General features: G+C 60.9%; 19 protein-coding genes and 1 tRNA gene. 11 read left to right on the forward strand and 9 right to left on the reverse strand.

Annotation, left to right across the window (positions count from 1 at the left end; translation table 11 throughout):
* Nucleotides 1-75: 75 nt before the first annotated feature.
* A complete protein-coding gene (locus AC1D35_RS03660; RefSeq protein WP_113308454.1) occupies nucleotides 76-1,311 on the forward strand; it encodes a GNAT family N-acetyltransferase in 1,236 nt (411 codons plus the stop codon).
* Between the two features lie 80 nt (nucleotides 1,312-1,391).
* On the opposite strand, the gene AC1D35_RS03665 is transcribed toward AC1D35_RS03660, so the two are convergent.
* Complete coding sequence (locus tag AC1D35_RS03665; RefSeq protein WP_477851807.1) at nucleotides 1,392-3,569, reverse strand: GumC family protein; 2,178 nt, start codon at nucleotides 3,567-3,569, stop codon at nucleotides 1,392-1,394.
* Between the two features lie 187 nt (nucleotides 3,570-3,756).
* Between AC1D35_RS03665 and AC1D35_RS03670 the strand changes: the two genes are divergently transcribed.
* The 6 genes from AC1D35_RS03670 (at nucleotide 3,757) to AC1D35_RS03695 (ending at nucleotide 8,895) form a co-directional block, all read left to right on the forward strand.
* The gene (locus tag AC1D35_RS03670; protein ID WP_113308452.1) at nucleotides 3,757-4,332 is read left to right on the forward strand and encodes a polysaccharide biosynthesis/export family protein; all 576 of its coding nucleotides are present in this window, start codon (nucleotides 3,757-3,759) and stop codon (nucleotides 4,330-4,332) included.
* Nucleotides 4,333-4,335: 3 nt separating this feature from the next.
* Complete coding sequence (locus AC1D35_RS03675; protein ID WP_113308451.1) at nucleotides 4,336-5,505, forward strand: glycosyltransferase family 4 protein; 1,170 nt, start codon at nucleotides 4,336-4,338, stop codon at nucleotides 5,503-5,505.
* Nucleotides 5,506-5,560: 55 nt separating this feature from the next.
* A complete protein-coding gene (locus AC1D35_RS03680) occupies nucleotides 5,561-7,123 on the forward strand; it encodes an undecaprenyl-phosphate glucose phosphotransferase (RefSeq protein WP_113308450.1) in 1,563 nt (520 codons plus the stop codon).
* Nucleotides 7,120-8,394 (forward strand): O-antigen ligase family protein, encoded by a 1,275-nt coding sequence (locus AC1D35_RS03685; RefSeq protein WP_113308449.1) that lies wholly within the window; start codon nucleotides 7,120-7,122, stop codon nucleotides 8,392-8,394. Before AC1D35_RS03680 ends, AC1D35_RS03685 begins: the two co-directional genes overlap by 4 nt.
* Nucleotides 8,391-8,684, forward strand: coding sequence for a DNA-binding protein (locus AC1D35_RS03690; RefSeq protein WP_113301192.1), 294 nt, complete (start codon nucleotides 8,391-8,393; stop codon nucleotides 8,682-8,684). The genes AC1D35_RS03685 and AC1D35_RS03690 overlap by 4 nt, the downstream gene beginning before the upstream one ends.
* A gap of 61 nt (nucleotides 8,685-8,745) precedes the next feature.
* Complete coding sequence (locus tag AC1D35_RS03695) at nucleotides 8,746-8,895, forward strand: hypothetical protein (protein WP_477851808.1); 150 nt, start codon at nucleotides 8,746-8,748, stop codon at nucleotides 8,893-8,895.
* A 3-nt stretch (nucleotides 8,896-8,898) separates the two neighbouring features.
* On the opposite strand, the gene AC1D35_RS03700 is transcribed toward AC1D35_RS03695, so the two are convergent.
* Entirely contained in the window at nucleotides 8,899-9,111 is a 213-nt protein-coding gene (locus AC1D35_RS03700; RefSeq protein WP_113301191.1) for a hypothetical protein, read from the reverse strand.
* Between the two features lie 182 nt (nucleotides 9,112-9,293).
* Here AC1D35_RS03700 and AC1D35_RS03705 point away from each other — a divergent pair, with 182 nt between their 5' ends.
* Nucleotides 9,294-9,527 (forward strand): DUF982 domain-containing protein, encoded by a 234-nt coding sequence (locus AC1D35_RS03705; RefSeq protein ID WP_113308448.1) that lies wholly within the window; start codon nucleotides 9,294-9,296, stop codon nucleotides 9,525-9,527.
* A gap of 27 nt (nucleotides 9,528-9,554) precedes the next feature.
* On the opposite strand, the gene AC1D35_RS03710 is transcribed toward AC1D35_RS03705, so the two are convergent.
* Nucleotides 9,555-9,776, reverse strand: coding sequence for a hypothetical protein (locus tag AC1D35_RS03710; RefSeq protein ID WP_113308447.1), 222 nt, complete (start codon nucleotides 9,774-9,776; stop codon nucleotides 9,555-9,557).
* A 520-nt stretch (nucleotides 9,777-10,296) separates the two neighbouring features.
* On the opposite strand from AC1D35_RS03710, the gene AC1D35_RS03715 reads away from it, so the two are divergent.
* A tRNA-Pro gene (locus AC1D35_RS03715) sits at nucleotides 10,297-10,373 on the forward strand.
* 162 nt (nucleotides 10,374-10,535) lie between these two features.
* Here AC1D35_RS03715 and AC1D35_RS03720 read toward each other — a convergent pair.
* Nucleotides 10,536-10,778, reverse strand: a complete 243-nt coding sequence (locus AC1D35_RS03720; protein WP_113295319.1) for a hypothetical protein — start codon at nucleotides 10,776-10,778, stop codon at nucleotides 10,536-10,538.
* A gap of 46 nt (nucleotides 10,779-10,824) precedes the next feature.
* On the opposite strand from AC1D35_RS03720, the gene AC1D35_RS03725 reads away from it, so the two are divergent.
* Together AC1D35_RS03725 and AC1D35_RS03730 are read left to right on the forward strand one after the other, a co-directional pair.
* Nucleotides 10,825-11,136, forward strand: a complete 312-nt coding sequence (locus AC1D35_RS03725) for a hypothetical protein (protein ID WP_113295318.1) — start codon at nucleotides 10,825-10,827, stop codon at nucleotides 11,134-11,136.
* A 215-nt stretch (nucleotides 11,137-11,351) separates the two neighbouring features.
* The gene (locus AC1D35_RS03730; protein ID WP_113295317.1) at nucleotides 11,352-11,984 is read left to right on the forward strand and encodes an outer membrane protein; all 633 of its coding nucleotides are present in this window, start codon (nucleotides 11,352-11,354) and stop codon (nucleotides 11,982-11,984) included.
* A 35-nt stretch (nucleotides 11,985-12,019) separates the two neighbouring features.
* Here AC1D35_RS03730 and AC1D35_RS03735 read toward each other — a convergent pair whose 3' ends face one another.
* The 5 genes from AC1D35_RS03735 to bcsA form a co-directional block, all read right to left on the reverse strand.
* Nucleotides 12,020-12,688: an HAD family hydrolase gene (locus AC1D35_RS03735; RefSeq protein WP_477832779.1), complete on the reverse strand. Its 669-nt coding sequence runs from the start codon at nucleotides 12,686-12,688 to the stop codon at nucleotides 12,020-12,022.
* Nucleotides 12,689-12,863: 175 nt separating this feature from the next.
* Entirely contained in the window at nucleotides 12,864-15,230 is a 2,367-nt protein-coding gene (locus tag AC1D35_RS03740) for a cellulose synthase (protein ID WP_113308446.1), read from the reverse strand.
* Nucleotides 15,227-16,273: a glycosyl hydrolase family 8 gene (locus AC1D35_RS03745; RefSeq protein WP_113308445.1), complete on the reverse strand. Its 1,047-nt coding sequence runs from the start codon at nucleotides 16,271-16,273 to the stop codon at nucleotides 15,227-15,229. The genes AC1D35_RS03740 and AC1D35_RS03745 overlap by 4 nt, the downstream gene beginning before the upstream one ends.
* Nucleotides 16,270-18,690, reverse strand: coding sequence for a cellulose biosynthesis cyclic di-GMP-binding regulatory protein BcsB (locus AC1D35_RS03750; RefSeq protein ID WP_113308444.1), 2,421 nt, complete (start codon nucleotides 18,688-18,690; stop codon nucleotides 16,270-16,272). Before AC1D35_RS03750 ends, AC1D35_RS03745 begins: the two co-directional genes overlap by 4 nt.
* Complete coding sequence (gene bcsA / locus AC1D35_RS03755; RefSeq protein ID WP_113295313.1) at nucleotides 18,687-20,885, reverse strand: UDP-forming cellulose synthase catalytic subunit; 2,199 nt, start codon at nucleotides 20,883-20,885, stop codon at nucleotides 18,687-18,689. Before bcsA ends, AC1D35_RS03750 begins: the two co-directional genes overlap by 4 nt.
* Between the last annotated feature and the right edge of the window lie 35 nt (nucleotides 20,886-20,920).

Here is a 20,920-nt window from a genome sequence, read left to right on the forward strand (position 1 = left end):
GCGCGGCGGTTAAACCAAATATACGTCTGCCCGCTCTACCTTCCTCTGCAGCGATCTCTCGACCGGAGAAAGAAAGTGCAGACGCAGAGGCTCGATGTTCCTGAACAAAAGTTCGACGCTGCGGCGCAAGCCGATGCCGGCATTTCCCGGCTGCGGCAGCTCAGCGTGAAACTCGCAATGGCCGAACTCGACATCCAGCTTTTCGACAGGATGGAGCCTTTGGAGGAGGAATGGCGCGCGCTGGAGCGCGATAACCTTTCCTCGCTGCATCAGAGCTACGATTGGTGCGCGGCCTGGGTAACGGCCTTTCGCCGGCCGCTCGCCATCCTGCGTGGCAGGAGTGGTGGCCATACCGCCTTCATCCTGCCGGTGGAAATCTTCGCCTCGCGCGGCATGCGGATCGCCAAATTCATCGGCGCCGACCACAGCAACATCAATACCGGCCTGTTTTCGCCGGCTTTTGCCGAAGACAGCGATACGGTTGATAGCCATCACCTTGCCGCTCGCCTTCGTGCAGCGCTCGCCGGCAAGGCCGATCTGCTTCTCTTGCAGAATATCCCGCTGGAATGGCGCAGCCGCCGCAGCATGCTTGCCGGCCTGCCCATGGTCCAGAACCAGAACCACGCCTATCAGCTTCCGCTCTTCGATACATTCGACAAGACGCTGCAGCAGTTGAATGCCAAGAACCGGCGCAAGAAATTCCGTGTGCAGAGCCGGCGGCTGGAGGCGGTTGGTGGTTTCGACTATATCGCGCCGGACGACCTGACCGAACAGCACGAACTGCTCGACACTTTCTTCCGCTTGAAAAGCGCGCGTTTCGCCTCGCTGGGCCTGCCCGATGTCTTCGCGGATACCGAGACCAAAACGTTCCTGCACGGGCTGATCGACAGGCGGAGTGGCGACAGCTTCTGCCTGCAGATGCGGGGCCTGCGCCTGAAGGGCGAATATGACGGGCGCATCGCTGCCCTATCAGGCATTTCCCGCAAGGGTGACCACGTCATCTGCCAGTTCGGCGCGATCGACGAGGATCTCATTGCGGATGCAAGCCCCGGTGAATTCCTCTTCTGGCAGATGATATCGGGTCTGCACGGCAAGGGAGTCGCTCTCTTCGATTTCGGTCTCGGCGACCAGACCTACAAGCGCTCCTGGGCGCCCGTCGAAACGGACCATTATGATGTGGTTCTGCCGATCTCCGGCATCGGCATCGCGGCCGGCACGGCGCATCGGGCGATCACCCGCGGCAAGGCCTTCATCAAGGCCCGCCCCGGTCTGTATAAATTCGCCCAGAGCATTCGGGCCAAGATTGGGTAAGCATGTCGCGCAAAAGTGCCCAGCGGTTTTGCGACAGCGACATGCGTAAAACAAAGATTTAAAGTGACACGCTTTAAAGATCAGGCCGCGTGCCGCGCGGGGGTGTACATGGCAGCCTCTTCGCCGCCCGACATCAGGACGACGCGCTCATAGCCGGCGCTCTGGAAATCCTGCATCAGGCCGACGAAAGCAGCCTCATCTATCTCCGGCAGCGACAAGATAATCTCGATTTCCTTGCTGCGCGTCAGCCGCGAAACGCCGGCGACATCGGCTGCGCCGCATTCCACCAGGACGATATCATAGGCCGATGACAGGGCATCGAGCAGCAGCGAAAGCCTGTCGACGCCCCGCATGGCGCGGCGCACATCGCTCGCACCCTGCGGGATCAGATGCGCATCTGACATCCGGTCGCCGTGGATCGTTTCGCCAAAGGCAGCCTCGCCGCAGAGAAGGTCGGTAACGCCCAATGCCTCGGGGTTTTCGGCCATCAGTTCGGTCGGATAGCCCGAGCCTGTCATGTCGATCACGATCACGCGGCGTCCGTCGTCGGCCAGTCTGCGCGCCAGGGCAACGGTTGCGGCGGAGCCATTGTCACCGGTCGGAGATATCGAAACGGCAAGCGGTGCGCGGCAGTCGATGAGATAGCTCGCGACTGACGATACGGAGAATTCATTGTCGTCGGCGGGTGCTTCCGTGACAGGCTCGGCTTCTGGCTCCTCGTCGTCTTCGACGGCTGCCGTCAGCATGCTGGGCCTGGCAATCTTCGCCGGGGAAATGGGCCGCACTTCGTCCTGCCCTTCATCCGGCCCCCCCTCCTCGGCCCTGTCTTCGATGATGCGGGGTTCGGCACCCACAGATTCGACCGGGCGCAGCGCGCGGCCGCTGAAGAGTTCGGAGAGCATGATGACGATCGCGCTCATGATGAGTATTGCGACCGCGGCAACGATGACAATCGGCACGACTTTCGGGAAATAGGGATCGACCTGCTCGATCGCTTTCGAAACAATGCGGGCATCCGCGGGGCTGGAATTCCGGTCGGCACGGGAAGCGGCTTCGCGGTAGCGAACGAGGTAGGTCTCCAGAAGCTGGCGCTGGGCGTTCGCCTCCCGCTCCAATGCGTTGAGACCCACTCCGTCCTCGCCCGCCTTCGCACTGTTGGCCTGCAGCTGATCGGACTGCTGTTCCAATTCCTGTTCGCGCAGATCGGCAACCTTCGTCTCGTTCTCGATGCTGGCGAGAATCTTCTGCGTTTCCTGGCGGATTTGCGTGCGGATATCGGCAAGCTGAGCGCGCAGGCTCTTCAGCCTCGGATGGTTGTTGAGCAGGCTCGTCTGCAGGTCTGATATCTGCGATTGGAGGCCGGACTCCGTCGCCTTCAGCCGCTGGATCGACTGCGACGACATAATATCGCTCAGCGTGTCGGAGGCTTCGCCGGAAGAGAGCGCGTTGCGCACGGCCTGCGCTCTCGCCTCGGCATTCGCCTTGTCCGTGCGCACGCGGGTCAGCTCGACGGAGATGTCGTTGAGTTGCTGCGCAGTGAAGGTCGTCGTGCCGTTGGTCTGCAGCAGGCCATGGGTGGTGCGGTAATCGGCGACCTTCCTCTCGGCCTCGCTCACCTTCTCGCGCAGGCTGTCGATCTCCGGCTCGAGCCAGCGCGTGGCTTCCGTGTTGGAGTCGAGCTTGGCGCCGCTCTGGATCGCCAGATAGACTTGCGCCATGGCGTTCGGAATGCTGGCAGCGAGCTTCGGATCCTTGGAGGTAAAGGTAATGCCGATAACGCGCGAGCCCGGCACCTGGTAAACCTGCAGGCGCTGGGTGAAGGCGTCGATGACACGCTCTTCCGGCGGATTTTCCAGCGGATTCTTCTTCAGATGCAGCGACACCAGAATATCGGTGAGCGCGGAGCCGTTCGCGGCTGCATCGAATTCCGGCAGATTGTAGAGCTTCAGATTGTTGATGACCTGTTTGATGAGATCCGCCGACTGCAGGATCTGCACCTGGCTGGCGATATTCAGCTCGTCGAGCAGCGGCCCGGCACTGGCGTCGTTCGTCTGGGTGCTGGCAAAGGCCGGAGCGCGAGGTTCGATGAGGACGCGCGTCTCGCTGCGATATTGCGGCGAAACCATCTTGGCGCCGGCAAAAGCTACAGCCGCACCCAATGCGGTGATCGTCAATATTCTCAGACGACGGGCCCAGACCGCGCGCACAAGCTGGCCGAGGTCGATGTCCACATCCTGATCACTCGCTACGCGGGACATACTCATTACTCCAATACGAACTGCCCCAAGCGTAAACGACCATGGTAACTCAACGGTTAATGGCAATTCCCGCGCAAACAACACGCTCCTGACAAAGGAATTGCGGAAATCGGCGGTTTTTTTACCGGGCATTAACCCTAATAGATCGATAACGGCTCGACCGAATTATCTTCCTGTGAGCGAGCGGATGCCCTTCGTCCAGCCCAAGACCTTGATGGCTATGAGCCTCGCCGCCGTGATGGCTGCGTTGGCGGGCTGCACCACCTATCGGCCGGCGCCAAAGGCCTTCAACCAAGCGACGATCCAGCCCTATTCGCTCGACAGTGGCGACCGGTTGCGCATCACCGTCTTCGATCAGGCAACCCTGACCAATACCTATACGGTGGATCAGGCCGGCTATATCGCATTCCCCCTTATCGGCCAGGTCCCTGCCCGCGGCCGCACCCTGCAACAGCTCTCCGGCCAGATCGCGCAGAAGCTGCAGCAGGGCTATCTTCGCGACCCTGATGTCACCATCGATGTCGACCGCTATCGCTCCGTCTTCATCATGGGCGAAGTCGGCCAGCCCGGCCAGTATGCCTATGTGCCCGGCATGACCGTGCAGAACGCCATCGCAGTCGCCGGCGGCTTTACCAACCGCGCTAACCAGAGCATGGTCGACGTTACGCGCAAGATCAACGGGCAGGTGCTGACGGGCCGCGTCAATATTTCAGGCCCGATCATCGCTGGCGACACGATCTATGTCCGCGAACGGCTCTTCTAGTCGATGGCAGAGCAGAGGCCTCTCCGTATCCTCCATTGCTTCAGATCGCCAGTCGGCGGAATTTTCCGTCATGTCCGCGATCTCGTGGAGGAACATAGCCGGGCGGGTCACGAAATCGGCATCATCTGCGACAGCTCGACCGGCGGCGAATATGAGGACCGTCTCTTCGACGATATCCGTCCTTATCTTTCGCTCGGTCTGACGCGCGTTCCGATACGGCGCTCCATCAGCCCGTCCGATGCCATGGTGCTCTGGAACACATTCAAGGAAATCAGGAGCTTGCGGCCGGATGTGCTGCACGGGCACGGCGCCAAGGGCGGTGTGCTCGCGCGGCTTGCCGGCTCAGCCCTGCGGGTCAACAGGTATCGCGTAGCCCGCCTCTATACCGCGCATGGCGGAAGCCTGCATTATTCCCGCGCCTCCCTGCTCGGCCAGTTCGTGCTGCGCATGGAGCGGCTGCAGGAATATTTCACCGATGCGCTGGTCTTCATCTGCGAATACGAGCGGCAAACCTATGCGAGCAAGGTGGGTCGGCCGAGAGTCAAGAACCGGCTGATCTACAACGGCATCGGCGTGCGGGATTTTTCCGACATTCCGACCCGCTCCGATGCGGTTCACTTCATCTATGTCGGCATGCTGCGCGACCTCAAAGGTCCGGATCTCTTCATCGATGCCTTCGCCAAGACCGAGCGCCTGCTCGGCCGGCCACTTTCGGCGCTGATGATCGGCGACGGGCCGGAGCGCGACCGCTACCGCGAGATGATGGTGGAGCGTGGCCTCGGCAAGCGCATCGGCATGCTGCCGGCGATGCGCGTCAAGGACGCCTTCTCCATGGCGCAGAATCTCGTCGTTCCCTCCCGCGCCGAAGCCATGCCCTACATCGTTCTGGAAGGGCTCGGCGCCGGCAAGACGGTCATCGCCTCGCGCGTCGGCGGCATTCCAGAGGTGCTTGGCGCAGACAGTCCCGCACTGGTTACACCCGGAGATTCCGACGATCTGGCGCGGGTGATGGCGGAAGCACTGACAGTGCCCGACTGGCACGACAAGGTCATGCCTTCTCCCGACACGGTCAAGTCCGTCTTTTCCGCACCGGTCATGGCCCATGAGGTGCTGAAACTCTATAGCGAGCTCGTCAATCCCGCTGCGGGACAGGCAATTAAGGCCGCCTCGTAAAAGTTTCTTAGGGGCTTTCTGTTATCCCGCTCACATCAACGAGCGATGAAGCCCCATGAACAAGCTGGAAAAGAGCGGACAGTTCGACGTGGAAGCCCTGCGCAAGCAGGTCTCTGATACGGAGACGCGCGGCGACGCCTCTACGCATGCGGACGGCGAGACGCCGCCCATCAATTCCTATGCCCGTCAGATCGCAGAGCAGTTCCGTGATGGAACCTATTCGCCTGTCATCATCATCGGCCAGTTGCGGCTGCTGGAATTCCTGACACAGTTCGTCATCGGCCTTGTCGCCTTTTATTTCGCACCCGGCGACGGCAGCGACAGTATCCTGATGCGGGCTGTCATGGCGGCGATCATTTCGGCATTGACCGTGGTAGCGCTTCAGGTGGCCGATACCTACTCCATTCCGGCTCTCAGAGCCCGCGTGCGGTATTTGCCGCGCGCCTTCGCAGCATTCGCCATCGTCTTCGTGCTGATAACAGGCGCTTGCTCGCTCTTGCGCGGTCTGAGCGCCGCGACCGCGGAATCCTACGGCATCTGGTTTATTGTGGGCGCGCTCTTCCTGGTCATCGAGCGTTTCCTCGTGGCGCAGGGCGTGCGCAACTGGGCACGCAACGGCATCATGGAGCGCCGCGCCGTCATCGTCGGCGGCGGCGAGCCGGCCAAGGAACTTATCCGGATGCTGGAGCAGCAGGCGGATAACGACATCCGTATCTGCGGCATCTTCGACGACCGTGGCGAGAAGCGCTCGCCGATCATGGTCGCCGGCTATCCGAAGCTCGGCACGGTGAGCGAACTCGTGGAATTCGTGCGGATGACGCGCATCGACATGCTGATCATCGCACTGCCGCTCTCTGCCGAAGCGCGCATCTTCGCGCTTTTGAAGAAGCTCTGGGTGCTGCCGGTCGACATCCGCCTTGCCGCACATGCCAATCGCCTGCGTTTTCGCCCGCGTGCCTATTCACATGTCGGCTCGGTACCGATGCTCGACATCTTCAAGAAGCCGATCCGCGACTGGGATTCCGTCGCCAAGCGCGTGTTCGATATCTTCTTCACCATCGTCGCGCTCTGCCTGCTCTGGCCTGTCATGGTGGCGACAGCGATTGCCGTGAAGGCGACTTCGGAAGGACCGGTCTTCTTCAAGCAGAAGCGTCACGGCTTCAACAATGAAGTCATCAATGTCTTCAAGTTCCGCTCCATGTACACCAACATGAGTGATCCGACGGCAAAGGCAGCCGTCACCAAGGGCGATCCGCGCGTCACCCGCGTCGGCCGTTTCATCCGCAAGACCTCGATCGACGAGTTGCCACAGCTCTTCAACGTGCTGAAGGGCGAGCTTTCGCTGGTCGGCCCGCGTCCGCACGCCGTGCTTGCCCAGGCGCACGACCGCGCTTTTGCCGATATTGTCGATGGCTATTTCGCACGCCACCGCGTCAAGCCCGGCGTCACCGGATGGGCGCAGATCAATGGCTGGCGCGGCGAAGTGGACAATGATGAGAAGATCAAGTTCCGCACGGCCTACGACCTCTATTACATTGAGAACTGGTCGCTCTGGTTCGACCTCAAGATCCTGTTCCTGACGCCGGTCCGGCTGCTCAACACGGAAAACGCCTATTGAGCGCGATCGACGCCACCCGTGTGCGCGTGGCCCAGCCGCAACGGCTGACGCTGCGCCTCATCGGCTCGGCGGCGGTCGCATTCGGGGTCTTTCTCTCCGGCTTCGTCATCGACGAGCCTGCGCCTTATGAATTGTGGATGGCAGGGCTGATCGGCCTCTGGTTCATCCTCGGCCTGAAAATATCCCGCACCACCGCGCCGCTGATGGCATTGCTCCTGACCTTCAACATCGGCGGAATGCTGTCGCTCACCCAGATGCGGGACCTGGCAACCGGTCCAATGTATGTTGCCGTCTCCACTTTCCTGGCGCTGACCTCCATCTTCTATGCCGCGATCATCGAAGACAGCCACAAGCGGCTGCCGCTGATCTTCAATGCCTGGAGCTTTGCGGCTGTTATCACGTCCCTGCTCGGCATTCTCGGCTATTTCCATGCCTTTCCGGGCTCTGAAGTCTTCACGCTTTACGACCGCGCCAAGGGCGCCTTCCAGGATCCGAACGTTTTCGGCCCCTTCCTCGTGCCGCCGGCGCTTTACCTCGTCCACGGCATTCTCGCCGGGAATCTCAGAAGCTCGCCGATCAAGGCGGGAGCGCTGCTCAGCCTGGCGCTCGGCATCTTCCTCTCCTTCTCGCGCGCGGCTTGGGGTCTCTTCGCCTTTGCCGTGGCGGTGTTGATCTTCGTCATGCTGCTGAAGGAACGAAGCGGCGCCTTCCGGCTGCGGGTGCTGATCCTCTCGCTGGGCGCTGTCATCCTGATGGCGGCCTCGCTGCTGGTCGCGCTGCAGGTTCCCAAGGTCAGCCAGCTCTTTTCCGCCCGCGCCCAGCTCGTGCAACAATATGACGGCGAGCATCTCGGCCGTTTCGACCGCCATCGCATCGGCTTCCAGATGATGATGGAAAGGCCGCTCGGCATAGGGCCGCTGGTCTTCGGCACCATGTTTCCGGAAGACGAGCACAATATCTGGCTGAAATCGCTGACCACCTACGGCTGGCTGGGCTTCATCAGCTACATCGGCATGCTGTGCTGGACACTCTATCTCGGCTTCCGAAACATGCTGCTCGACCGGCCATGGCAGCCTTTCCTCATGGTCGCCTGGATCTCCGTTCTCGGCCATGCAGCGATCGGCAACGTGATCGACATCGACCATTGGCGGCACGTTTACCTGTTGTTCGGCATCGTCTGGGGCTGCGCGGCGCTTGAAGTTCGCCACAAGCGTTCAGTCCGCTCACAAACACTTGAGAAGTTCGACAAAAGCGTTAGATTTCCGGCATGATTACAGGGACACAGATACGCGGCGCACGCGCCATGATCGGCATGAGCATCGAGGACCTCGCCGCTCATGCAGGGCTTTCCATCGAAACAGTCCAGGCGCTGGAAAACGGTGAATGGGCGGGCGAGACGCGAGCCACGATCGACGTGCGCAACACGCTGGAAGCCCACGGCATCATCTTCATCGCCAGCGGCAATCAGGATGAAGGCGGCCCTGGCATACGCTTGCGCGCCCGCAGTTCCAGCGATGACGGCATCAGGCCGGAAAACCTCAACGCCGCCAACGACGATTGACGGAACCAAGCGTCGCCCCAGGCGTTTCGGCTGTCCTGTCAACGTGTTGGGGTGGCCTGTCTTGAATCGGAACAACGGTCTTTATCTTGTCATCGGTGCGCTTGTCGTCGTGGTCATCGGCCTCGGCGCGTATATCTTCCATGAGGAAAGCAAACCCGAAGGCATCGAGATGAGCATCGGCAAGAACGGTGTCTCGATCGAGGAGAACTGAGTTTCAGAGATAGGTCTTTGCGAGAACGGTCAGCTTGCCGCTGTCCTTCACGCCCTGCCTGTAAAGCTGGATGAGGGCCGCCCCGATGCGGTCTGCCTCCGGCGTGCGAGGAGCGATGCCGCTGTCATCGCAAACCTGGCTCAGAACCTGCGACAACAAGTCGATATCTTCCGAAAAGAGCGGTAAATCCTGGGGGTGAACTGACGATTTCAACATCGCGCCACATTTCCCTTAGAGGGCACAACGCATCATCGCTGCGCAGCCGACGCCCTCCCTGCCAGCTTTATTCGCATTATGCGCGTAGCCCAAAATTTTAGCAACCGTGCAATCAAAATCTCGGGAACAATGTCGTGTCTCGTGCGTTACGGGGCCGTTTGGAACATTGGAATGAGAGAGCCGTGAGCGAAAAACGCTTCCCCTCGTCTGTAAGGGTCAAGTCTCCAAGCAGCAGCTTCATTGTCGCAACCGTCTGGGAAGCCGTGGAATATCTCAAACGCTGGCCGGCGAAACCGGGACGCGAATACCGTGTCGCGCTCCAGCACTGCCTTGATGCAATGGATGGGCTGAGAAGCCCGCGCGCAGCGCAGGCATCTTTCGTAATGGCTGCCAGGACAGCCGGGCTATTGATATGAGGATTGAGGGCCAGTCAGACTTTCAGCTCAGAATTTCAGCCGGGCGCTCGCTGCATAAAGCTGCGACTGGCTAAAGCCTTCGACGATCACCTTGGCGCCGACCTCGGCCACGTGCGCTTCGGCAAGCTCCGCAAGCGCAAGGGCAACGTCGCACTCCGACCAGCCGGCTTTCACAGCGTCATCGGAAAGGGCCTTAAATGCGGCGGCGAGGGTCTGCCGGCAATCCTGCCTGTTATTGTCGATCGTCATAAGCCCAAACTATGCTTTTCCACGATTTCTCTTCTTTACACGCTTAGCAGCAAAATTGCGAATAAATTTCAATTTCAAACAATCAAAAATTGGAAAGAGCGCACATATCAGCTTCGATCACAGGCATATTCAGCTGAACGCAAAATAAATTACATCTCCTAAGCGGGGATATTGACAGAAATATTGATGAAATATTTTACTGAAAATTTAGTGCCAAAAAAATACAACCGAAACTGTATATTATTTCGATAAAGTCCCGGACCAGCTTGGTACGATATTGCTCACGGGCGGGAGGATTTCCATGCCACACAGGCATATGTAAGGATTTTTGCTGCTTTGCGCAGACTTTTTTCGGCATTCATCGGCAGGTTGAGAGGCCTCCAGGCGGTGCTGAAGAGGCGGGCCAGAAGCTCCCCGGCAGACATTCCCTTGGACAAGTTCCGTTTTATGATCGTGGCGGCATTTTTCCCTTGCGTCCAAAAACCGAAAAGTCTAACAGGAGCAAGCCGTTTCGGCAGGTCGGGGCGTAGCGCAGCCCGGTAGCGCACTTGACTGGGGGTCAAGGGGTCGCTGGTTCGAGTCCAGTCGCCCCGACCATTTAATCCCTTGAAATCTCAGTCTTTTCACACTCACAAGAGTGAGGGCGCGGCGCGTGCCTACAGCATCGGCGCGAAAATCGGAATCAACTTTCGGCAAGCCTGATGCGTAGATTCAAAGAGTTAGAGCGTCCTTTGTACGTCCGAATGGACGCACGGCGCTCTAGCGCGATTGATCCGTCCATATGCGGCGCTGGCCGCGGTAGATGTACTGGCCCGAGCCTTGGCGGGTATTGTCACGGTAATAGTCGCGGCGATTGCGGTTGCGGTCGTCGCCGGCGCAACGCTCGGGAAAGCGGCGGCAATCCTGGTAGGTTTGCCGGTCGACGCGCGGATTTCTCGGATCGACAGCCATTGCATTACCGGCAAGCATTGCTAAAGCTAAGGCAAGAACGATCCTGATCATTTCACTCTCTTCATTTTCCTGCAGACCATTGCCTGGAGTTTATCACATGCTGCCAAGCCGCTCACTTCTCATCGGCGTGATCGTGACGCTGGCCTCCTCGCATATCGCATTGGCAGAAAACGTCCAGTTCCGGAACGCCAAGGAAAAAGAAATCCGGCAGCTTCTGAAGGGCGCCGGCGATTTGCGGAAGGCCCCGAATGGTTACGAATACCGTAAGGGCAATCAGAACGGCTACAAGATTTCAGACGGCCAGATCTGCGTTCTTTTCCCCAACAAGCAGACGGACTGCATCTCGATCAAGACGGATGGCGATGTGCTGCAGATGATCGACAACAAGGGCAATCGCATCAGGCTCTGAGCCTCGCCTGCCTCTGGTCCTACCGGGCGGCCGGATTCCATCCGGTCTGGCTGCGATTTCTCCCCACGGAACCTTCCCCCCGAAGCGGCGTTAGAAAAGCGTGATTTGCGGGTCGCTCGCCCGCAGCTGCGATGTGCTGTGTGCCGATGCGGTTTCAGTCCGAAGCAGTCGGATCTTAAACGAGCTTTGGCCGGGCTTTTCGGCAAAGGGAAGTCATGAAACTTCGTTTCGTATCCGCCAGAGCCGCCACCTTCATTATTGCCGGCCTTGTCGCCGGCTCAGCCATGGCGGCTGACGCCGTCGATGAGGTTCCGGCTGCACCGGCAGCCGAGATCGCTCCGGTCTTCACATGGACGGGCTTCTATGCCGGTCTCGGCGGCGGGCCGACCTGGGCCAATGGCGATTTTGACGTCTTTTCCGAAGACATGAATGGCGGCCTGATCACCGGCTTCGTCGGCTACAACTGGCAGCTCGACAATAATTTCGTCTTCGGTATCGAAGGCGACGTTTCCTATAACTGGGACAAGGCCGATGTCGGTCCGTTTGAAGTCGGCCTCGAGACCGCCGGCTCCGTCCGCGCCCGGCTCGGCTATGCAATCGATCGTGCGCTGATCTATGGCGCAGCAGGCTGGACGGGTGCGCAGGCCCATATCGACGGTCCTGCAGGCGACGACAGCGATACGCTGTCAGGCTGGACGATCGGCGCAGGTGTCGACTACGCCTTCACCAAAAATGTCTTCGGCCGGCTGGAATATCGCTACAATGACTACGGTAGCGCCGATCTTCTCGGACTCGACGGCGACATCGACCAGCATGTCGTGATGATCGGCGTGGGCTACAAATTCTGAAGCCCTCTGCCTTCAAGACTATTCAGACTGCAAGACTATATGGCCGAGAGCGCGAGCTTGTCGTCCGCCGTCACACGCGGCTGCCACGCGGCATAGTTGGCGATGGTGAGGTGCGGTGTCTCGAAGGGCGTCGCATGGGTTTCGGTGATAACAGTGACATCGGCTCCGGCGCCCTCGCCGGCGAGAATGCCTGCCACGGCATCCTCAAATACCAGGCAGCGGGCGGGATCGACGCCGAGGCGACTTGCGCCGAGCAGATAGCATTCCGGGCTCGGCTTGCCTGACGAGACTTCCTCGCCGCTGACGATCATTTTCGGCATGGGAATGCCTGCAGCTGCCATGCGGCGGCGAGCAAGCTCGATCGGCGCCGAGGTGACGATCCCCCAACGATCCCCAGGCAGTGCATTCAGGAAACGGATGGAGCCCGGGATCTCGACGATGCCCCCGAAATCCTCCATCTCCTCCTTCAGAAGCTGCTTGGCCTCAGCAACAGGATCGACACCGGGAAGGCCGAGCTGGCGGATGGCGTCGGATGCCCGAACACCGTGGATGGTCTTGAGGAGGACTTCGGGCTCAAAGCCGTGGCGGAGAGCCCACTCGCTCCAGACGCGCTCGACGACCGCGATGGAGTTCAGCACCGTGCCGTCCATATCGAAGAGGAAGGCATCGTAGGTCTTGTCGAGAACGCGATGGGAAGTGGACAAAGGAAGTTTCCTTGCGATGCGGAAAGCCGTCGGTTGCCCCGCGACTAGCCGAGCGCAGGAGCGGCGTCAACCTAAAGCATGCCGCGCAAAAGTATGCAGCGGTTTTGCGACAACGACATGCGGAAAACAAGGACGTAAAGCGGGGCAAGCGAATCGAAAAAGGTCGTGACGCGCCTTAGTCGTTGACTTCGGGATGGGTAATGCTCCTCACATCCGCAAGGCCGCGTGTGGCATCGCGATTGCCGGTGGCAGCCGCAGCCTCGAAAATCCGCGTGGCGTCACCATACATCTTCAGGTTCATGTAGCTGTAGCCACGCAGTACCATGAGATCGACGCGCTCCTGCTGCAACTGGGCGCGCTGGTCGAGAAAAATGAGCGCTTCGCGATAGCGGCGGCCTTCGAAGGCCGCAAGCGCGCGATCGGCAAGGATCGCCACCTGCAGTTCGGAAGCGCGGTCGCGGTTCTGCGGCGCCTTGGTCGCCGCGACTGCAGCACTGTTGGAAAGGCCGGCGCGCAGATAGGCAAGGCTCTGGCCGTAAGCGGCATCCTCACGCTCCTTGCGCACAGGGCTTGCCAGCGCTGCTTCGAAAGCCTTCACCGCTTCCATCGGCCTGTTGATGTCCATCAGGCACCAGCCGCGTGTCAGCGCGTCGCCGGGGCTGAGGCGGGTCGGATCAATGGTCGTGGAGCAACCGCGTAGCTGGCGAGGACCACGCTCAACCGCTACCGTCTGCATGACTCGCGTCGACCTTGCCGGCGCAACGGTCTGCGGCTGGAGGGCCATGTTGCGTTCGCTCGGCGCGGACTGGACCTGCGGTGCAGCAGGCAGAACTGCAGGCGCCGGCTCGGTCGCAGAGCCAGGAGCCGGTAACGGAGCGTTGCTACGGGGGACGTCAGACGTATCGTTCAGCGTGGCGATACGGGTCGAACGACCGGCCCAGAGACGCTGGATCTCGGCAACGCCGGCACGATCGTTCAACTGCTGGCGGGTAACGGCAAGGCCGTAGGCTGAGGGTTCGTCATCCGGCTTCCAGCGCAGCCCCGTCTCGAACCAGCGAGCGGCCGTCTGGAACTGGTTCAGAGAGCGGGCATACCAGCCGAACTGCTGTGCCGTCGGCACATATTTCTGCTCGATGATCGCAGCAGCGATACGGCCGAGCACGTCCTCGCTCAGATCGGCCGGCGGCTGCAAAGCCATCAGGTTGGCGGTTGCGGCTAGATAAGTGGCGGTCGCATCCTTGGAATCGTCACGCCATTTGTACATGACGTCCTCGGCTTCCTGCGGTGACTTGCGGGCGATGAGCGCCAGCGCCAGACCCTGCGAAGCGACGGCCGAATCCTGTTTATCATGGGCCATGCGGAACCATTTTTCGGCATCCGCCTCATTGTTACGGCGAAGGTGATACCAGCCGAGCAGCAGTGCGTCCGAGGCCAGCCCTTGTTGCCCGGCAAGCTTCTCGACGCGGGAGACATAATCGGCAGCGACTTCCAGCTTGGCATCGTCGTTGCCATCGGCAACAAAGCGGCGGGCAAGATCGTCACGCAGGCTGTCGAATTCTCTGACACCATTGGCATCCGCAGGTTTTTCGAGGGAAAGCAGCGCCTGCATCGAACCGTATGGCAAAAGAGCGGCAGCCTTCTGGATAGTCGCCACACGTTCGGCCGGGTCGGTGCAGTTCTTCAGGATGTAGGTATAGGCATCCTGCCCACGCTGCTGCCTGTTTGTCTCAACGAACGCTTCGGCAACGCGCCAGAGCATGTCTATCTCGGCGCAGGTCAGCAGGCTCGGCGTTTGGGCAGCGATATCGATGACCGTCGCATATTGTTTGAGATCGGAGGCATTGACCAGCCGGGCGCGGGATTCGGCGACATCGAGGCGGTCAAGCAGGTCGGCGGGCGGCTGCCAGCCGCTTTCGGTGGTCTGACGATCGGCAATCGCCCTGCGCAGCTCGGCGTAGCGGCCTTCCGAATAGAGCTGCCACATATTTTCGAGCTGCCGGTCGCCATTTTGCGGAATGGCGAGCGGATCGGCGGGCGGCACCCAGTTCGGATAGAGCGCCTGAAGGCGGGAGATTTCCGCCTGCAGGCGAACCTTGTCGCCGCGGCTTGCAAAATAACGAAGGGCGCTTTCATCGACGACCGGCTGCTGGCTTGCTGCCGTGCCTGTCGGCGGCGGATTGGCCGGTGTGGCACTGGCAGGGGCTGCGGGTGGTGCGGTCTGCGGGACCACCGGAACCGGAGCCGGCTGCTGGGCCGGGGCTGTCTGCGACGGAGCCGTTTGGGCCAGGTTTGTCTGGGATGAGCTCTGGGGCTGATCGGCGGAATTATCCTGTGTCGCGGCCTGGATTCGCTCCGCCACGGTCTGCACGTCGATCGGAGGATTGGAGGGGGTATCCGGCCCTTTGATGCGACCCATCATCATGAGTTGGGGGGTTTTGCCACCGAAGCCGAAACGCTCCTGCAATGCTTCGCGGTCTTTCAGCCCCGCGATCAGTGTCGCTACCAAAGCTGCTGCCGTGATCGCTACGAGAGAAGATTTCACAGACACTCTGGATGCTTCTCCCCGACATAGGCCAGCCCCAGAAGCTGAAGCGTTGATGGATAATAATAGGCGGGCGCAAACTGCAGCGCTTCGGCAGGAAGTTTCGTTCCGTCTAATACACAGGCCACAACGTGGTTAACAATTTCATAACCAGGATCAGAGAGCGACGTCTTCGGCCGCCCGGTGGTCAGGTCGATAGTGGCGGGCACACCGTTTACGGTAATGCCTTCTTTGAGGCGCGTCAGCAGCGCCCTGTCCGTCACGCCGCCTCGTGCGAGATAGAGCGGGATGCGGATCGCGTTGTAGCCGAAATCGGCGTCGAAACCTTCGGCCGGCTGCGGCTGGCGCTTCAGGCTCACCCATTCGGCGGGCAGCTTGCGCGGGCCAAACTGCATGGACTTGAGCAGCGAGAGGCCATCATCCGCGAGTTTCTGCCATTGATCGGACGGCGCAAGCGCTGCCATGACGGGAAGTGCTTCATAGACCCAATAGGACGGATTGATGACGGGGCCGTCGTCGCGATCCGCGCCGGAGAAGCCTTCCGCACCGGGCATCAGCAGCGTGCGACCGGCAAAATCGACCACGGTTTCTGATAGCGTCGATTGTGCCATACGGGTAGCGGCAGTGATATAATCGCTCCGGTTCCAGGCCGAACCCGCCAGCGCAAGCGCATAGGCGATCAATATGTCGCCATCAGAAGCATTGTTGGTGTCTGTCACGTGCGGCGTGGCGGACGGATCCCATTTCCACACGGCAAGGCCGTCATCGCGCAGCAGCAGCTCGGTACGGGTGAAGTACCAGATCTGCTCGAAATCGGCGGGGCTACCGGCCAGATAGGCAAGCAGCAGGCCGTAGCCCTGCCCTTCACTATGGCTGATATTGCCGTTGCCGTTATCGACGATGCGGCCGCTCGGATCGAGGAACTTCGCCTTGTAGGCGGCCCACGCCTCACCGCTGATCCGCGGCTGCTGGGCAAAGGCCCGTTCACCGGCGAGCGCCAGCATCATCGTGCCTGCCAGCAATGTGACGACCCAGCCCCTCATTTCGACCTGCCGAGCCTGAAGAGCATTCTTGATGTGACCAGGCCGATCAGAAGCGACAGGACCACCAGCAGGAAGGAATAGGAAAGAATGTTCGTCGACAACCAGTTGGCAGCGATCAGGCGATAGTTGGCGATCGACAAACCCCCAGTGGGTACGAAATCGAAGCGCGTAACCGGCACGCTCTCGATCTTGCCGGTGCGGCTGGAATAAGTGGTGATATGGCCCGATATCTGCGGCCAGTTTATCTGGGCGGTGAGCGCATTCAGCCCCTCGCGCAGATCTTTGGCCGAGGGCGCCGTGACGACGGTCCAGGCGCCGCCGCCGTCCGGGCTCTTGCCCTGGGCGATCATCAAGGTAGCCGCATCCGACGGCGTGAATACCTGTTCGGCATTTGGGATGAATTGCAGTGAGCTGCCAGTGATGTCGAAGTTGCGGCGCAGCCATTCGCGGAACGCCTCTATGTGGCCCTGCAGCGCGCCGCCGGTGATGCGTGAGCGCCATTCCTCCAGCGCCGTGCCGTTATCGATTTCGGTCGGCTGCGGGTCGGTGACCGGCCGCCACGAAGCCTGGCTGGCCGTTGCGACATTGACCTGCGTGAGCGCCGTTGCCGGCATCTGCGAAATCGAGCCGATGAAAATGGCGTTGCGATCGCCGATCACGCTCGGCGAGGCGACGGTTTCGATTGCGATCGGGTGGCCGGCCATGATGGCGAGCTGACCAAGCAGGGTCGCCGCGGCCGAGAGCGTGTCGGCATCGGTACGGTCGATAAACAGTGGCGTCGGATCGGGATTGCGCCCGTAGGGATAGGAGGTGCCGGTCATGGCCGCCAGATTCGGACGCTGCCCGACGCGGGCGAAATCCGGCATATGAAATTCGGACGTGTCAAAAAGTGCAAAGCGCGGCGCCTGCGAGGCCGTCGCGCCGGGGACGCAGGCGGCATCGTCCTCGGTCATCAAAACTGCCTCGATGGCGATGGAATTCAGGCCAGGCTTGAAGTGCCGCATGGTTACGCGGATCGGAAGCTGGCGGAAAATGCCGCCGTTGGTCGTGGCGATCGGCACGGTGGAGGCGATGTTGCCGTTCACATAGATGTCGATATGGCTGCCGGGGAGCACTTTGCTGGAATAGGCGGCATCGAGCAGGATTTTCGCCTCGCCATAGGCATTGGCATAGAAATCGGCCGGCACGGCGATATTGAAGCCGGTGCGGAAGCGGCGGCCGGAAAAGTCGACGGTGCGTATTCCAAGCTGCGAAAGCGGAATGCGCGTGTCGGCAAAGAGCAGCGGCGCGTCGGGCGCCGTCCAGCGCTGCGTGGTCAGCACGTCGCGGCGTATTTCAGGGGCACGGTCGGTTGGAGAAACGATGGTATCGATCGCTGTCGAAACCGCCTGCCAGGATGGACCGCTGATCAGCAGGACAGGCGAACCACTGCCCGGGTCGGTCACAAAGGCGGCAAATGGCGCGCTTTCAGCGCTCTGGGGAAGGCCGGGGAAGATCGGCCGCAGCTCCGCCGCGGTGCCGACGAGCACCGACATTTTGCCGGGACCGCCTGCCGGCAGCGCACCGGTGCTGAAGGCAAAGATCTGATTCGGCATGCCGCTCAGAAGCGACAGGCCCTGCGCCAGACGCAGAAGCGGTTTGGTGGTACCGGGCTGTTCCATCGCCGGAACCACCAGATCGAATTGCGTCTTCCCGGTGCCATCGACGCCGATGGCGCGGATAGCATCGGTGCCGGAAAGCTGGCTGGCATCGCGGCCGGCAAAGCTCAGATAGGTGCCGGCCGGATCGATGTTCGACCAGAGCTCATAGGTGGAATCGACGCTGCAATCCGTGCGGTGGCGCTGGTTGGCCTCGAAGGTGATGAGGTTGGCGCCGGGCTGCAGCAGGTCCGCAGGAACCTCGAAGCTGACGGCCGACGGGCTATCGGGCGAACCAACCTGCTGCTGGCCGATGGCACGGTTATTGATGAACACGGTCAGCTGCGACGCCTCGGGAGCGACGACGATGGCATTCTGATAGGTGAAGGTGAACCGCGCTTTCGCCGCCGCCTCCTCCGTCGTCAGATAGATCGACCACGATCTGCGGTCGTATTCCCCACTCAGGCCGAGTTCGGAGAAGGGCACGATATAGCGCTTGAAATCGCCGGTCTGCGGAGCCGCCGCGACGGGACGGACGGCAGGCGGCGTGGAGGGTTGCGGCTGGGCCTGCGCCGGGACGGAAGGCGTTGCCGGCGCAGGTGGCTGCGTCTGCGCGGGAGGCGGCGCCGGTTGAACAGGATGAGCAGGCAGGGTCAGGCGCGGAACGACCGGCGCCGTGCCCGCCGGACGCTCGCCGGACATATCGAAGGGCGCGGTCTGCGCATAGGCGAGAACAGACGTGCCGACCAGAAGAAAGGAAGCGGCGAGGAGCTTTCTCATCCGGCGTTCACCTTTGCCGCCTGCTGCTGTCGATGCTCTTCACGCTCCGGCCGCATGCTTCGGAAGAAATAAACCAGACCACGGCTCGTCTGGTAGAGCGAGAGGCCGAGGAACCAGATGGTGCCCCTGATGAGGCCGGGATTGCGACGGCGAGAAGCCTGGAACTGCGTCCACTGATCGGAGTTGGCGAAGATCAGGTCTGCGATCAGGCGGTGATCCAGCGCGCTCTTCGGCTGGTACTGACAGCCGAGATTGGTGATATCGCCCGACGGTTCGATGTTGCGCACGATGAGCGGCAGGGTTTCGAGATCGGCACCGCTATAGGGCCGGAAGCGGATCTCGCCAAGCGCACCGACCTGCACCGCATCGAAATGCTTGTTGAAGATGTGCAGGCGCGCGCCATGGACAGAGACGTCCTCGATGGAGGCCGGGTACCACTGGTCGTTGACGCCGAATTCGCAGCGGCGATTGACGCGCACGCGACGGGAAGATGCCCTCTCCCCGCGCTCCGAGACCACACCGAGCGCGCAGCCGGCAAGGATGAGGTTGATGATGTTCCAGCCGCCGACGACGAGGGTGACGTCCGCCTTATAGGGCTCGGCATAGATCTTGTAGATGGTGATCGCGACGGCGATGATCTGCACTGCAAAGATGACGAAGAAGGGCCTGCTGATTTCCGACAGGCGGCTGACGGCGATGGATTCGTCCTTGGCGGTAACCTTGAAAGTGGGCTTGCGCGGATTGAGCATGACCGAGACGACGGCCGGCAACAGGTGCACCGTCTGCACATATTCGTAGAGTTCGGAAATCCACGGCCAGCGGAACGATCCATAAAGATAGTTCTGCATCATCAGGTTCACGATCATGTAAGCGAGCGTATAGGCCAGGAACTCGCCACCGGAAGCCGTGAAGATTTCCAGGTCGAAGAAGAGATAGAAGAGCGGCGCGAAGAGGAAGATCGTGCGCGGGAACGGGAACAGCCAGAACAGCGACGAGGACATGTAGCAGAAGCGCTGCGGCAGGGTGAGACCGCGCTTGAGCAGCGGGAAGCGGAAGCGCAGGATCTGCATCATGCCCTGCGCCCAGCGACTGCGCTGGCCGATGAAGCTTGCGAAGGTTGCCGGCTGCAGGCCGGCGATCAGCGGCTTGTCGAGATAGATGCTGTTCCAGCCGGCGCCGTGAAGGGCAAGTGCTGTTTCGCAATCCTCGGTGATGCTGATGCCGCTGAAGCCGTTGGTGGATTGCAGTGCGCGGCGGCTCAATACCGCTGCCGAGCCGCAGAAGAAGGCGGCGTTCCATTTGTCGAGGCCGCGCTGGATGATGCCGTAGAACATCTCATTCTCGCTCGGCATCTTGTCGAAGGTGCGCAGATTGCGTTCCAGCGGGTCCGGATTGATGAAGAAGTGCGGCGTCTGGACGAGGAAAAGCTTCGGGTCGTCGTCGAAATAGCCGACCGTCTCCAGCAGGAAGTCGCGCGCCGGCGCATGGTCGGCGTCGAAAACGGCGATCAGCTCGCCGTTCGAATGCTGCATGCCGTTGTTGAGGTTGCCGGCCTTGGCGTGTTCGTTGCGGTCGCGCGTCAGGTAATTGACGTCGAGATCGATGCAGAGCTGCTTGAGCTCGGAATGGCGGGCCGCAGCGGCCTGGGCTTCGATCAGCTTGCCGGAATTGCGCTTCTGCAGTGTGCCGCCGTCGTCCAGCAACCAGACGTGCAGCTTATCGGCCGGATAATCCATCGCCTTGGCGGCGGCAAGTGTATTGGCAAGCAGGCCGGCATCCTCGTTATAGGACGGTACGAAGACATCGACATGGGGGAAGCGCTCGAGCTTGCCGGCGCGCGAGGGACGCGACGGCAGCGGGGTCGCGACAATGAAGAGCGACAGCGCCAACATCATCACGCTGTACATTTCAGCGAGATAGAGCAGCAGACCGGGAATGAAGTTTGCGAGCTGGTTGACCGGCGGCAGCGTATTGGTCGTGCGCCAGTAGACATAGCGCAGCACGATGGACGTACCGAAGGCAAGCGCCACGAGGCGCCATGTGCCCTCCCCCTTCAACACCTTGATGAGCGCCATGACCGTGACGACGGTGATGCTGGCGATGAGCTGGGTCTGCAGATTGACGGGCAATGTGACCAAGGCGATCACACAAAGCGACACCACAGCCCATATGACAATACTGCCAGCCTTACGCATGGACGTTCCTTCGAAATGACACGACCGCTGCGCAT

The sequence above is a fragment of the Rhizobium sp. P1_E6 genome, from assembly GCF_056405875.1.

Coding starts and splice junctions, on each gene's coding strand:
- AC1D35_RS03725 (WP_113295318.1), top strand. CDS start 10,825: ATGCTGCCAAGCCGCTCACTTCTCATCGGCGTGATCGTGACGCTGGCC.
- AC1D35_RS03690 (WP_113301192.1), top strand. CDS start 8,391: ATGATTACAGGGACACAGATACGCGGCGCACGCGCCATGATCGGCATG.
- AC1D35_RS03665 (WP_477851807.1), bottom strand. CDS start 3,569: ATGTCCCGCGTAGCGAGTGATCAGGATGTGGACATCGACCTCGGCCAG.
- AC1D35_RS03670 (WP_113308452.1), top strand. CDS start 3,757: ATGCCCTTCGTCCAGCCCAAGACCTTGATGGCTATGAGCCTCGCCGCC.
- AC1D35_RS03750 (WP_113308444.1), bottom strand. CDS start 18,690: ATGAGAAAGCTCCTCGCCGCTTCCTTTCTTCTGGTCGGCACGTCTGTT.
- bcsA (WP_113295313.1), bottom strand. CDS start 20,885: ATGCGTAAGGCTGGCAGTATTGTCATATGGGCTGTGGTGTCGCTTTGT.
- AC1D35_RS03730 (WP_113295317.1), top strand. CDS start 11,352: ATGAAACTTCGTTTCGTATCCGCCAGAGCCGCCACCTTCATTATTGCC.
- AC1D35_RS03745 (WP_113308445.1), bottom strand. CDS start 16,273: ATGAGGGGCTGGGTCGTCACATTGCTGGCAGGCACGATGATGCTGGCG.
- AC1D35_RS03680 (WP_113308450.1), top strand. CDS start 5,561: ATGAACAAGCTGGAAAAGAGCGGACAGTTCGACGTGGAAGCCCTGCGC.
- AC1D35_RS03720 (WP_113295319.1), bottom strand. CDS start 10,778: ATGATCAGGATCGTTCTTGCCTTAGCTTTAGCAATGCTTGCCGGTAAT.
- AC1D35_RS03710 (WP_113308447.1), bottom strand. CDS start 9,776: ATGACGATCGACAATAACAGGCAGGATTGCCGGCAGACCCTCGCCGCC.
- AC1D35_RS03675 (WP_113308451.1), top strand. CDS start 4,336: ATGGCAGAGCAGAGGCCTCTCCGTATCCTCCATTGCTTCAGATCGCCA.
- AC1D35_RS03700 (WP_113301191.1), bottom strand. CDS start 9,111: ATGTTGAAATCGTCAGTTCACCCCCAGGATTTACCGCTCTTTTCGGAA.